This is a genomic window from Candidatus Epulonipiscium viviparus (genome assembly GCF_000171335.1).
GTDB classification, from domain to species: Bacteria; Bacillota; Clostridia; order Lachnospirales; family Cellulosilyticaceae; genus Epulonipiscioides; species Epulonipiscioides viviparus.
This window is the reverse complement of record NZ_ABEQ01000017.3, coordinates 25,163-39,921: the sequence shown is the minus strand read 5'-3', so window position 1 is coordinate 39,921 and position 14,759 is coordinate 25,163. Positions and strand designations below refer to the sequence as shown.

8 protein-coding genes are annotated in these 14,759 nt (G+C 35.4%); 6 read left to right on the top strand and 2 right to left on the bottom strand.

All coding sequences use genetic code 11. The annotated features are described in order from the left end of the window. Positions 1-221: 221 nt before the first annotated feature. Positions 222-1,331, bottom strand: coding sequence for a glucose-1-phosphate adenylyltransferase subunit GlgD (gene glgD / locus EPU_RS03835; RefSeq protein WP_010166937.1), 1,110 nt, complete (start codon positions 1,329-1,331; stop codon positions 222-224). Continuing rightward, positions 1,328-2,614, bottom strand: coding sequence for a glucose-1-phosphate adenylyltransferase (locus tag EPU_RS03830; protein ID WP_010166935.1), 1,287 nt, complete (start codon positions 2,612-2,614; stop codon positions 1,328-1,330). Before EPU_RS03830 ends, glgD begins: the two co-directional genes overlap by 4 nt. A gap of 285 nt (positions 2,615-2,899) precedes the next feature. Here EPU_RS03830 and murC point away from each other — a divergent pair, with 285 nt between their 5' ends. The 6 genes from murC to addA are packed head-to-tail and all read left to right on the top strand — an operon-like array spanning position 2,900 to position 14,665. Further along, positions 2,900-4,264 carry a UDP-N-acetylmuramate--L-alanine ligase gene (murC, locus tag EPU_RS03825; protein ID WP_029487964.1) on the top strand — a complete coding sequence of 455 codons (1,365 nt, stop codon included), beginning with the start codon at positions 2,900-2,902 and terminating at the stop codon, positions 4,262-4,264. Positions 4,265-4,279: 15 nt separating this feature from the next. Then, positions 4,280-5,326, top strand: a complete 1,047-nt coding sequence (locus tag EPU_RS03820; RefSeq protein ID WP_010166931.1) for a DnaD domain protein — start codon at positions 4,280-4,282, stop codon at positions 5,324-5,326. Continuing rightward, positions 5,327-6,403: an ATP-binding protein gene (locus EPU_RS03815; RefSeq protein ID WP_010166929.1), complete on the top strand. Its 1,077-nt coding sequence runs from the start codon at positions 5,327-5,329 to the stop codon at positions 6,401-6,403. It begins immediately after the preceding gene. Between the two features lie 52 nt (positions 6,404-6,455). Beyond that, on the top strand, positions 6,456-7,763 hold the full coding sequence (locus EPU_RS03810) for an aminotransferase-like domain-containing protein (RefSeq protein ID WP_010166927.1): 1,308 nt from the start codon (positions 6,456-6,458) through the stop codon (positions 7,761-7,763). 19 nt (positions 7,764-7,782) lie between these two features. After that, positions 7,783-11,085 carry a PD-(D/E)XK nuclease family protein gene (locus EPU_RS03805; RefSeq protein WP_029487962.1) on the top strand — a complete coding sequence of 1,101 codons (3,303 nt, stop codon included), beginning with the start codon at positions 7,783-7,785 and terminating at the stop codon, positions 11,083-11,085. Positions 11,086-11,104: 19 nt separating this feature from the next. Next, positions 11,105-14,665 (top strand): helicase-exonuclease AddAB subunit AddA, encoded by a 3,561-nt coding sequence (gene addA / locus EPU_RS03800; protein WP_029487960.1) that lies wholly within the window; start codon positions 11,105-11,107, stop codon positions 14,663-14,665. Positions 14,666-14,759 lie beyond the last annotated feature (94 nt).

Below are 14,759 nucleotides of genomic sequence, written 5' to 3'. Positions count from 1 at the left end.
TTTCTCACTCTGATATCTGTAATTTCCATTAGTAAAACCCTCCTATTTGGTTCCGTAATTTCTTGTCCATTATTGGCTTAAAATCACTTTTACGTGATAGGAGTATTTTACAACATATTTATAAAAAAATCAACTGTTTTTTATAAAAAAATTAATTTTCTTTATATTTTTTAATATTTTTTCGTTTTTTTACACTTACATTTTTTTATGAGTACGTTTTTTTAGATTATATAATCTTTTTCTATTACCTTAATATCATCTGCGCTTCCAATAACTTTGTGCCCACTACTTATCAAAACATTTTTATCGAGAATTGCATTTTCTACAACAGCATCACGCCCTATTGTACATCCTTCCATAATTACGCTATTTTTGATAACAGCACCTTCGCCGACAAATACTTTACGCGATAACACAGAGTTTTCTACATTTCCATTTATAATATCCCCCCCATTTAGGATACTATTTTTTACGGAACACTCTCGACTATATTTTACAGGTGGATCATCTTTTGCTTTTGTATACACATATGATTTTTCTTCAAATATTTCGTACTTAATTTTTGGGTTTAAAAAGTCCATATTAGCCTGATACAAGTTTTTAATATCTTTTATAGCTTTCCAATAACCATCAAAACGATATCCGTAGATTTTCAGTCTTTTTCTGTATCTAATTATGATGTCGTCTACAATACTATTTCTACCTTCTTTAGCGATCTCTTCTAGCAACTCTATTAATAATTTTCTCTCAAACACATATATTCCCAAAGACACATTTGATGTTTGCGGCTCTAGTGGTTTTTCTTCAAAATTTATTAGGCGGCTGTCTTCGTCCAGTTCCATAACTCCATAATTGGTTAAATCTACGTCGTTAGTGTCTTTATATAATAAGGTAATATCTGCCTTTTTTTCCATATGATATTTTATTACATCTTGATAATTAACTCTTATTATTTGATCTGCTGGAGTTATCACGACATATGGATCAGTACTTTTTGTTAAAAAGTGTATATTTTGATAGATAGCATCTGCGGTTCCCTTAAATGAAAAGCTATCTGAATTTAGCATATCTGGAGTTAACAAAAATATACCGCTATTCTTTCGTCCAAAATTCCACCACTTAGATGATGAAATATGATCAGATAAACTTCTTGTATTATATTGAGAAATAACCGCAACAGATTTGATCCCTGATTCACTCATGTTTGTGAGGTTAAAGTCGATAACTTTATATGCTCCTCCAACAGGCATCGCCGCATTATTTCTATGAGATGCTAAAATTCCTAATCCACCTTTTTTTGTTCCTGCCAAAATTATTCCTACTGCTCTCATTTTAAACCTCCTTCAATAATTAATGAAGCGCCACTTTGTAATGCATTGTGTTCATAATCTTCATATTTTGTATCTCCAGTTATTTCACAATTTTTCCCTACCCAAATTCCGGCTGGTATATTGGTATATGCTCCAATTACTGAAATTCCACTGTTATATACGTGAGGTTTATTATGATTTGGAATATTCTCTCCTTCGCCAATAGTAACATTTTCACCAATTACACTGTTTTCAGAAACAATACATCTATATAAATGAGCTCCACTCTTAACAATTGTTCCTTGCATTATAATACTATCTTTAATAACACATCCTTTTTCAATCTGAACGTTTGGACTAATGATCGAATTTTGTACATCACCTTCTATTGTACATCCTTTTGAAATTAATGCATGAGCGATATTCGCAGTTTGACTGATATATTGAGGTGCAAGATTATCAGAGTTTGTATATATACTCCAATGCGCATCATATAAATTAAATTCTGGCATTATATATGAGAGCCCCATGTTCGCTTGCCAATATGCTTCGATTGTTCCAATATCTCTCCAATATGATTTAAATGGATATGCATAGATTGGCGCACCTCCATCTAATAGCGAAGGCATGATATGTTTTCCAAAGTCACTATCTTCGTGAACATCGCAATCAGCTATTAATGCCTCCCTCAACTCTTTCCAATTGAAAATATATATTCCCATGGATGCAAGATTACTTTTAGGTTCTTTAGGTTTTTCTTCAAACTCGACTATTTTTAATGATTCGTCTGTATTCATTATTCCAAATTGCGAAGCTTCTTCATATGGTACTTCGATAACCGCTACTGTCGCAACAGCGCCTTTTTCTTTATGATAATTTAACATCTCGTTATAGTCCATCTTATATACATGGTCTCCAGATAAAACTAACACATAGTCTGGATTGTATGAATCAATATAACGAATGTTTTGATAAATTGCGTTCGCAGTTCCGCTATACCAAGCACCTTTATTTCCATCTGTCATAAATGGAGAAAGTACTCTGATTCCACCTTGTGATAAATTTAAATCTAAGTCCCACGGAATTCCGATTCCAATATGTGTAGTGAGCATTAATGGCTCATATTGAGTTAGAACTCCAACTGTATCTATTCCTGAATTTACGCAATTACTTAATGGAAAGTCAATTATTCTATATTTACCACCAAACATTACTGCTGGTTTTGCGATTTGTTGTGTTAACACGCCTAGCCTGCTTCCCTGTCCACCAGCTAGAAGCATAGCTATCATTTCTTTTTTAGGCATATATATATCTCTCCCCTTATCAAAAATTTTTTACTACTATATTTTACCACATAATTTAAAATTGTACAATACGTTTACCAATTATATTTTATTACTTTTGTACAATAAATATTCATTTATTTTATAAAAATCGTCAAAAGTTTAAATGGAAATATTTTCTATGACATTGTTTAAATTTTTAACTTAACGGGTAAACTTTATAATATGATGTTTATATCTTATATTAATCGCATATAATTTACGGAAACTGTTACTTTATAAATTTAAGAAAGGAAATAAAATATTATGAACAACACAATACACATCCATTTTATCGGCATCGGAGGCATCAGTATGAGTGGCCTTGCAGAAATTATGGTAACACAAGGTCATAAAGTTACTGGTTCTGATATAAAAACTTCAGATATAACTGATCATCTTGAATCACTTGGAGTTACTATTGCTCCACACTCTAAAGATAATATAACAACGGATATAGATCTCGTTGTTATCACAGCTGCCATAAATGAAAATAATGAAGAATTAAAGTATGCCAAAGAACTAGGCAAGAAAATTGTAACCCGAGCAGAATTTTTAGGTGATTTAATGGCCACATATGAGTTTCCAATTTGTATCGCTGGTACTCATGGCAAAACTACCACCACTTCTATGCTAGCCAATATACTTCTTCATACCAACAATAATCCCACTATTACTGTTGGCGGAATAGTTGATTCTATTGGAGGTAATATTCACATTGGCGATACAAAATATTTTTTAACAGAAGCTTGCGAATATCACAATAGCTTCCTTGACTTTAATCCTATGGTCGGTGTTATACTAAATATAGAAGAAGATCATATGGACTTTTTTAAGGATCTCGATGATATCAAACATTCATTCACAGAATTTGCATCTCTTATACCCAAGCAGGGATTGCTAGTTATAGAAGAAACAGCTTTACAAAATACTCCTGCTATCAAAAACATTGCTGCTCCCATAGAAACATTTGGCCTTAGCAAAACTGCTGATTGGTCGGCGCAGAATATATCTTTTGATGCAAATGCTTGCCCTAGTTTTGATGTATATTATAAGAATGAGTTTGTATTTCATATAGCAATTGCTCTTGCAGGAACACATAATGTATTAAATACTTTAAGCGCTATTGCCGTATGCCGTTTTCTTGATATTCCTGTTGCTGAAATTTCCAAAGATCTTATACATTTTTCTGGAGCCAAACGTAGGTTTGAAATGCGAGGTAAAATTCACGATATTTTACTTATAGATGATTATGCGCATCACCCAAGCGAAATTAAGGCAACTTTAAATACCGTTGCCAAATATCCTCACAAAAATCTATATGTTGTATTTCAACCACATACCTATTCTCGAACCAAAACATTTTTAAACGGGTTTGTAGATGCTCTTAGCACATATGGACAAATCATTGTTACCGATATTTATGCAGCTCGTGAAACTAATCCTGGTGACATACATTCTCGTGATCTCGTGAAACTTTTACAAAATAAAGGAACTAATTCTATTTATATTGAGAGTTTTGACGAAATTTCAGATTATTTACTTACTACCACCGAACCTGGCGATATTATTATGACTATGGGTGCGGGAAATGTAAACCAAATTATCGATACCCTGCTTGGAAAAAGCTAATTTTTAGGAGAACCAATGAATATAACATTTACCAAAGAAAAAACCAGCTTTGTATCTATTCCCAGCTGGTTTTTAGAAACCTATTTAACAAAAATGCAGCCTCAACATCTAAAGGTTTATCTTTTTTTGCAAGCTTCTAATCAAAAAGATAAATCTATAAATATAGAGGCTATTGCCTCTAATCTCGAAATGACACAATCTGAAGTTCAGTCATCCTTACAGTTTTTAAACCAAAAGGATATAATTAATGTTTCTACAACAAATTCTGACCATTTTGAAATTACATTTAATACTCACGAGCCAGCAATTTCTATGGTTACAAAAGAACCCATCAAAAATACTCAAATTACAAAAACTACGTTATCGCATTTTGAGAATAAGCCCATATATACCCCAGAAGTACTAGATAGATATATGGAGACTGATCCTTCAACAAAAGAGTTGATTAGAACAGCCGAAAATTACTTTGGACGTCCTCTTAGCTTTCCTGAAGCGAGCACTATTATGAGTTTATACGATTGGCTCAATATGTCTTTAGATTTAATTTATTTTTTACTTGAATATTGTGCTAATAACCAAAAAACTGACATTCGTTATATAGAAAAAGTGGCCGTGAATTGGTGCGAAATCAAAATTACAACAATTGAGGAGGCACAAATGCAAATAGCAGCGACAAAGCAATACTACAATATCTTATCAGAAGCTGGTATAAGCACTTCTAAAATTAATTATAATCACCAAAATATGATCAACGATTGGTTAGAAAAGTTTTCTATTATGGTTATATACGAGGCCTGCAAAGTAATGACTTTACAGGCTTCAAACCCAAGCCTAAACTATCTAAACCAAATATTAACTACTTGGCACGAAAAAGGTGTACAAACTGTTGAAGATGCACAAGCCGTCATTGCAGACTACCAAAATAACAAGCCTCGTAAACCTAAAAATACTAACAACAAAGTATCACGCTTTAACAATATGCTTTCTCGCACATATGATTACGATGAATTAGCAAAATTAGAAATAGCATATCACGAAAAACTTAGAACAGGACAAATTTAGATGCTCAATAACAAACATATTTATTATAAACAACTCATAAAAGAATTTGATCGAATACGTCTTACTAATATAAAAAAACAGAAGGCTCTTCAAGAAGCAATTTACGCCGAGATTCCACGAATAAAAAAAATCGACGAAACCTTGAATAGCAATGGCATTTATCTTGTTAAATGTATGTTAGAGAAAACGTCTAATGTCGATGATCTCTCTCAAAGATTTCGAAATAAAAATACAGCATTAGTTGCTGAAAAGCGACAGCTATTGATGGATCACAATTATGCGGCAACGTATTTAGATTTGCAATATGAATGCCCAAAATGTAAGGACGAAGGGTTTATAGATGGTCAACCTTGCAAATGCTTTGAACAAGCTTTAATTAATTTATCGTGTCAGCAATCTAACCTCGCATCTTCACTAAAAACAGATACTTTCGCTCACTTTGATTTTCATCTATATTCTTCAGAAGTTTCGCCTTCATCAAGAGAGACTGAGTCAAGCGACGCATCTGCTAAAAATACAAAAGAATCGATATCGTCCAAAATGCCAAAAACCCAAATTTCACCGCGTGAAAATATCCAAAACATTTATGACAACGTTATTCAATTTACCGAAAATTTTCCGAAATACCAAAACATGGTATTTGTAGGAACTGCAGGTTTGGGCAAAACATTCTTATGTACTTGCATTGCCAACGATTTATTAAACAAAGGATTTACCGTATTATATTTATCGGCTATACAACTCTTTAAGTGTTTTGATAACGTTCGATTTAATCGCAAAGAAGCAACCGACGCGCATCGATCTATGTTCGATGACATATTTACAGCGGATTTATTAATTATCGATGATTTGGGAACAGAACTTTCAACGAACTATATAAATCCAGATTTATTTAATGTACTAAACTCGCGGCACCTAAAACTTAAACCTACTATAATTTCTACAAATACCGCCATAACAGAATGGCGCCACAACTATTCAGAGCGCATTGAATCACGATTGCTTGGTAATTATGCTATATATACATTTATTGGTTCAGATATTCGAGTTAATAAAAAATATGCAAAAGCTCCATAAAGGGATATTTTTTTCATTTACTAATATCATGTAACAAAGGAGGAACTTATTTATGTTTTGTACTATTAAGATTTCAAAATCAGATCCCACCCCGTTGTATATACAATTAGCTGATGAATTAGCTAAGCTTATCGACACCGGAGTTTTGCCCTCAAAAACCAAATTGCCTACCATTAGAGCGTTGGCTAGCAAATTAAAAATCAATCGCGATACCGTTGTTAATGCCTATAAACTACTCGAAAGCAAAAATTATGTCATTGCCCATATTGGCAGTGGTACGTACGTTGCCCCTCGCCCCGATGTGCATATGGATTTTAAAAAAGAACTCGTGCCTGCAAGCAAAACCTATTTTAGACGTGACCTTTTTAAAATAGACATTTGCAAAGATATTATGATTGACATTCTTGATAACGATGGATGGGACAGCTTTTATGATCCCCTAAATCGGGAAAAGCAGTTGGTTAGAATTGCTATTACAAACTTTTTTAAGACTGTTGGGGTTCATGCAAATAACACTTCTGTTCGATTAATTAAAGATACTCAAAATTTTATATTGGATTTAGTCAAGCTTTTGCCAAATGCTGCTATTTGCGTTGAAAATTTCCGAGACATGAGCTATACGTCAACACTCAGCTATCTTGGATTTAAGGTTTTGGAAGTGCCCTTACAAAAAGATGGCCTCAATCTAGATATTCTAGAAAGTTATCTCAAATACCCAACCACCTCTTATGTTTTTATAAGTTCGTATAACCAAAACCCTACCGGTATTAGCTATAGCAAAGAAAATAAACTTGCTATCATTGCTTTATGCGAAAAATATGATGCTTATATCATCGAAGATGGCACCTTCAGCGACTTTCTCTATAAAGGTAATCTCGAAAGTTGCTACGACCTTTGCAAAAGCGATCGTGTTATCTATTTATTCAACTTCTGTAAACTATATTTGCCATACTTAGATTATAGCTTTGTGGCACTTCCACTTCAGCTGCAAAAGCGACTGACTGATACAATACAAATTACCATTACCGAACGGCTAATTAAATATTATCTCGAATCCAACAATTTTGCGGCATTGCGATGTAAGTTAATCACTGAATGTAATCTTAAGTTTAATAACTTATACAACCTGTTTCAATTTAGCTCTACATTAAAAACCAGCAGCACCAGCGGACTTTTCTTCTGGTTCTCTATAAATAACGGCAACTCAGAAAACATCATTTCCGCATTGCTAGAACAAAGTATTGTTGTATCACCTGGAAGCTTATTTAGCTCACTACCAAATAATAACTTGCGACTTTCTGTCGCTCCATTATTTACTAGCGATATCGACATTATTATAAAGGCTTTGCGACAACTTTAGTATAGAAAGGTGTATCATTTTGGAAATATTAATAGGTCCACCTGGTAGTGGAAAAACATACCAATGTTATCAAAAAATCAAAAATACTCTTAAGCAAAATAAAAAAGACAAAATCATTATGATCGTTCCAGAACAGTTTAGTCTTGAAATTGAACGAGAACTTACCCAGTATCTGGCTCCCGGTCTATTGCTAGTGGAGGTATCAAGTTTTACTAAATTGGTACTTAAAGCTAACATCACCACACCTATCTTAGATGAACTCGAACGCATTATGATTTTAAAAAAAGTTCTCGAAGATCATCATCACGAGCTTACTTTCTTTACCACAAGCTATAACAAAGATGGATTCTTGGAAAAAATAAATATTTTACTTACCAATTGTGAAAACTTTGGAGTTACACAGCTAGGCGATGACACTGTTGAGGGCACCTTAAAAGCCAAGTTGGCAGATATACAGAAAATTAGCAAATGGTTTTATGACTTTATTAGTACCCAATTTTTGACCAATGAAGGTAGCCTTAATGCTCTCATAAAATCTTTAACTACAACGGAAGCATATAAAGATGCCCTCATTATTATTGATGGATTTTACAGTTTTACTGCTGCTCAGCAAAAAGTGCTTCTGAAACTGCATTCTATGGCAAGACAAATGATTGTTACCCTGCCTATGGACAAGGAGTATCTTGGCTCAAATCAAAATCATCTATATTACAAAAGCTACAATACGCTGATAAATTTTGAATTTGCTGTTCCTGTATCCAAGCAATTTACCAATGCCGCCTTTGCCAACAAAACTGCTGATATCCAATTTATTGCAGACAATTACTTTGCAACTCATAGTATAAAGCAACCTCGAGATAGCGCAAACGTTAGATTATTTGCTTGCAGAAATTTTGAGTCAGAAATAGAGCTTGTGGCACAAAATATTACACGCTTCGTTCGCGATGACACCTACAGATACAATGAGATTGCTATTATTACAGGAAATCTTAATTTATATCGAAGTCACCTCACTACTGTTTTAGGTCAATATGACATTCCTTATTTTTTAGATGAAACAAAAACTATTCAAGCAAACCCTGCCGTCAATTTTATTTTGAACCTGCTAGAAGTTATTACGCAACACTGGAATTTGACTGCCATATTATCATTTTTGAAAAGCGGCATATTAACAGACTTTGCTGATGAAGATATAGACTACCTAGAAAATTATCTATACGAACATGGCATAAATTACAAAAATAAGTGGCTAGAARCCTGGGAAGAAGAAACTGATTCAACTCTAATTAACGATCTTCGCACTCGAGTTGCTTCTATTATATTAGGTATTGAGCAAAAAATAATCGCGCATAAGCATCGTGGCAAAATTTTGACCTCCAACTTATGCCGCATCCTTTACGATTTTTTGGTAGAAATCAATTTTGCTAATACTATTCGCTGGGAATCAAAATCAGAATCAGAAATCGAACACACTCTTTCCAAAAATTTTAATTTAGCCCTTGAATATAAACACATTTATCAAACAATTCTAGATATTCTTGATCGCTTAGTTGATATCTTAGGAAATCAATATGTCAATATCGCTACCTTTAAAAGCATTCTGACAACTTGCTTTAAACACGAAAAAGTTGGTACCATCCCTGCAACGCAAGATCAGATTTTGGTCGGTGAAATACCAAGAACTCGTCTGCCAAAGCAAAAGATTGTCTTTTTAATTGGGTTAAACGAGGGGGTCTTTCCTGCAAATCCCATAAACGATAGTCTTTTTTCTGATATGGACCTAACTGCTAATTTATTTAATGCAAACCCAAATTTATATGAATTGTTTATATATTCTAATTTATATGGCAGTGAGCTCGAAATTTATTCAACACTCATCAAGCCTAGTCGATATTTATTCGCATCATATTCGATGGGAGATGATTCCGGCAAAATCACTAGACCATCTATTATATTTACTCGACTAAAAAGGATGTTTACTATGTACGCACCATCCACCACAGCTACAACGTTTGCCGACCAAATTTATACTAGCAAACAAGCAATCATTGCTCTTGGCAGGGCCATAAAACAGAATGCCGGCATTGCCACTTTGGATGACTCCTATAAGTATGCTTTAATGTGGTATATGCAACATCAGCCCGATGCTATTGTACAAACTGTCAATGGACTATTTTTCACAAATCAACAAGATAAATTACAAACTGATATCGCTAAAAAATTATATAGCAATAACCAAGTCACCACTGTGTCGAGAATAGAAAAGTTTCGCCGTTGCCCTTGTGCCTATTTTATAGAATATGGCCTTTTGGCTTCCGAACGCAAATTATTTAAATTTAGAACTCCAGATATAGGCACCATCTTTCATAGCGTTTTGGAAATATATCCCAAACTTTTACAAGCAGCAGGTTCTACTTGGACAACTATTACGCCAGATGCTCAACAGCAATTGGTCGCTACTGCCGTTTCAGAAAGTATGCTCCAAAATAATAAGCTCAAAATCAAAAATGGCCACACGAAGTATCTAACCAAACGCATCGAAACTATGAGCAATCGCGCAATCACCGCCATGGCTTCGCAACTCAAATGCGGTAAATTTGTACCTGCAGAATATGAATACAAATTTAATGATGCCGCTTTGCCCGCAATAGAAATCGACTTGGGCGAAACAACTTTGCGTCTTACAGGCACCATCGATCGGGTAGATGCTTATTTAACTCCAGACGGAGATACGTATATTAAAATTATCGACTATAAATCTGGTCATACTCAATTTGATTTTACAGAAGCATATTACGCGCTACAACTACAGCTATTACTATATCTGGATGCCTACTTGCAGATAAATAAAGACGCAAAGACTGCGGGAGTCTACTACTTCAAGTTAGATGCGTCTCGAGTTGCATATAAACCTGGCGAAACTGCAACCGATATGGCGCACAAGCTTTTGAAAACGTTCAAGCTATCTGGTATCACTCTCAATGATGCAGACATCGCAAAAGCCATCGAGCCCGAGCTAGGCAACCAAATTATAGATATGGCATATACAAAATCTGGTGCTCCAAATGCTAATGCAATCACCGCAACAGCCGAAGAGTTTGTGGCCATTCGCCAGTTTATAATAAATCAAGTTGCRGCCCTGGGCAAACAAATTTTAGARGGCAAGGTCAGCATCACTCCGTATAAGCTTGGCACCAAAACTGGATGCGACTACTGTAACTTTCATGGCATTTGCGGCTTCGATGAAACTTTGCCCAACAACAACTATGACACATTGCAAAAGATTTCTAAATCTGATGCAAAAGATAATATGATAAATTGAGTAAGAGAGGATTTAGATTATGGGATTTACTACTGAACAGCAATTGGCAATAGATTTGCAGGACAAAAACATTTTGGTTTCTGCYGCAGCTGGGTCTGGCAAAACTGCAGTTCTCACGGAAAGGGTAATTAAGCGAGTGTTAAATACTGGAAAAAACCGAGTGGATATAGATAGATTTCTCATCGTAACTTTTACTAATGCTGCCGCTAGCGAAATGAAGGAACGCATAGAAATAAAGTTAGGCGATGCATTATCAACCGCTGCCGATGGTGAAGAGGTCGACTATTTACAAAAGCAACTGGGACTTTTGGGAAAGGCATCTATTTCTACCATTCACTCTTTTTGCGGCAAATTAATTAGAACCCATTTTAACGAGCTAGGGCTTGAACCCAATATGCGAACCTGCACCGAGCAAGAAGCCACTTTGTTACAGAACCTGGCAGTAACCGATATATTAACGGCAGCTTTTGAAGAAGAATCCGATGCGTTTTATCAGTTATGCGATGCTTATGGAAGCGTTAATGGGATGGACGCCATYGCTTCTATGATATTGCAAATTTATAAATTTACGCAAAGTACTGTATTTCCGCAAAAGTGGCTGGCCCAACAAGTTGCCACACTCGMAGCYGGTGATAATGCCGCATTTGAAGCAAGTTTAGCAGCAGATCTCAGATTGGAGCTCGAGAGCATTCAAACTCTACTGGAGCGTGCACTTGTAATAGCAAAGAAACCCAACGGACCTTTACATTATGCCGACTCCATAGGGTTTAATCTCCAAAATTTATCGAAGATGGATCTCAGCTCCTTTGCAAACATCGTCTCTGCATTAGCTAACTGCAACATTGCCGCCTTATCTCGCAAACGTCCTGCTTGTGATCTATCTCTCAAAGATGCCGCAAAGTCTTTGTCCAGTACTGCAACTTCGCGCCTAAAATATTTGCAGGATAACTACGCAATATTGGCCGACCCAACTGTTATTAGCAAAACTGCATCCATTAGTACAATATTCAAGGAGTTGGCACGCCTCGTTACCACATTTGAGACTCGATATTCTGAGAAAAAACAAGACCTCGGAGTTCTCGACTTCAACGATCTCGAGCATTATGCTATCAAATTATTGGTTACCGAATCTGACGGTGCCCTCGCTCCCACCACAGTTGCCAAAGAACTCGGTAAGTATTATTCAGAAATATATATCGATGAGTATCAAGATGTCAACGATGTTCAAGAAACTATTTTATCGGCAATTGCCACAAACGGTGCAACTCGATTTATGGTTGGTGATATCAAACAGAGCATTTACAAATTTAGACTCTCCAACCCCAAGATTTTCCTGGATAAATATAACAGATTTCAGCAATTTTCTCCTACCGCCGCTGCAGATATACGAATCGATTTATCACATAACTTTCGAAGCCGTGCCATAATTTTAGACGCTGCCAACGAAATATTCGAAAGATTGATGCGTCCTGCGGTGGGTGATTTAATCTATGACCAAGCGCAACGACTGTATGCTGGTCGCGAATACGCAACATTTGATGAGACTGCCAAGCAATGCGAACTTCATTTATTGGAGCTTTCCACCCTCGATGCAGATGACGCAGAAGAGCCTTCGAATAAAGCCGAGCTCGAAGCCGCCATGATAGCAAAAATTGTAAAAGATATTTTAGATGGCAATAGCAATCCCAAAATTGTCTATGATAAAGATCTCGATATTTATCGTGCTGTTGAGCCTCGCGATATTGCAATATTAGTGCGTGCAAAAGCTGTTTCTACTGCATTCGAAAACGCATTGTACAAAGTGGGAGTAGATGCTTACGCAGAAATTAGCAAATCGTTTTTTGAAGCTACAGAAGTAGAACTTATGATCAACTTTCTAAAAATCATCGATAATATAAATCAAGATATTCCTTTCCTTTCTGTATTGCATTCATCGTTATTGGGGCTGGATTTTGACGAGCTATCTGAAATACGCACATATGCAGATGGGAGCTTTTATAATGCATGTGTCGCATACAAACAATTGCACCCACATTCGAAGCTTGCAGATTTTTTTGCCGAGATTGAAGGTTTTCGAAAGTTGTCCAAAATGGTTCCCGTGAGTGAACTTATCGACCAAGTTTTTTTACAGACTGGGTATTTGGGATACGTTTCTATGTTAGACCATGGCGCCATTCGTTCTGCCAATCTCAGAATTTTAAAGCAGACTGCCATAGATTTTGAACAAAATACAAAAGTTGGCTTATTTAACTTTCTAATATTTTTGGAGCAATTACGCAACGATGAAGCATCTATACAACAAGCAAAATCAGCTGTAGACCAAAATAATACCGTTAAAATTATGAGTATTCACAAAAGCAAGGGTCTCGAATTTCCTATCGTAATATTGGCAAATGCACACAAGCGATTTAATCAAATGGAGACGTATCAGCCGATTTTGCTTCATAATCAATTAGGCCTGGGAGCGCAATTTAGGGACATGGAAAAATATGTAGATTACACAACTTTGCCCTATTTGGCGATTAAAAATAAGATATTTAACGAAAACATTTCTGAGGAAATACGTATTTTATATGTAGCATTAACGCGTGCCAAAGAAAAGCTTATCGTAACTGCCGTTACAAACAGTTTTGATAGCTTGTTGAGCAATGCTTTGTTACACGCTACCGAGCATATAGATTCGATATTCATACGCAACCAAAACTCTTATCTAAACTGGATAATTCTTGCGCTTGCACACAATCCATATACACTAACCGAATCTGTCGCTAATTTTAATGCCGGAACAATGGGCCAATGGATTATCAAGCAATATAGCCGTTTAAGCTTTGCCGATGCAGATGCCGACTTTGTGGAACCCCCTAGTTCAAACGAAGTCATTCAAGATATATTCGACCTAATAGCAACCGACACCTCTAGCAATAGCCTAAAAGATGAGATCTTTGCAAAGTTAGACTATGAATATCGCCATATATTAGATACAACTTTGCCGCAAAAGATTTCTGTATCAGAACTCAAAACCAAAATGAGCGATTCTATCTCTAGCGCACCCTATAGTTCTAATATTCCAAAGTTTATCGCTTCATCAAGCTATGATGGATTATCGCACGGCAATATTATTCACGCAGTATTCCAACATTTGGATTATCTCAAGTATACTGATCACACGTCTATTCGACAAAATATCGAGTCTATGATAGCCCAAAACAAATTGGCCAAGAATACTCTTGCAATAGCTAATATAGATCGACTAGTCTCCTTTGCAAATTCTGCTATAATTAATAGAATGCGTAAAGCAGCGTTTAGTTTTAAAGAGCAACCATTTCTGTATCAGCTTCCCCAATCTGAGGGAAGAAGTCTAATCTCCGGGATAGTCGATGCGTATTTCGAAGAAAATGGCAAAATTATTATTATCGATTACAAAACTGATTCCACAAAAGCTCACACTAAAATTGAAATTGTAGATAGATACCGATTACAAATCCAATGGTATTCTGAGGCTTTACAAAATATTACTCACAAAGTTGTTACTGAACGTTATTTATATTTATATAGCATCGACGAGTTTGTTGCTCTTTAATATGCCGCATAATATTAAATTTTGATTTCGTCCATTGTAAAAATTTCAAAAACAGGTTATACTTTTTAAGTGACAAATTTAATTTTAGTAGGTG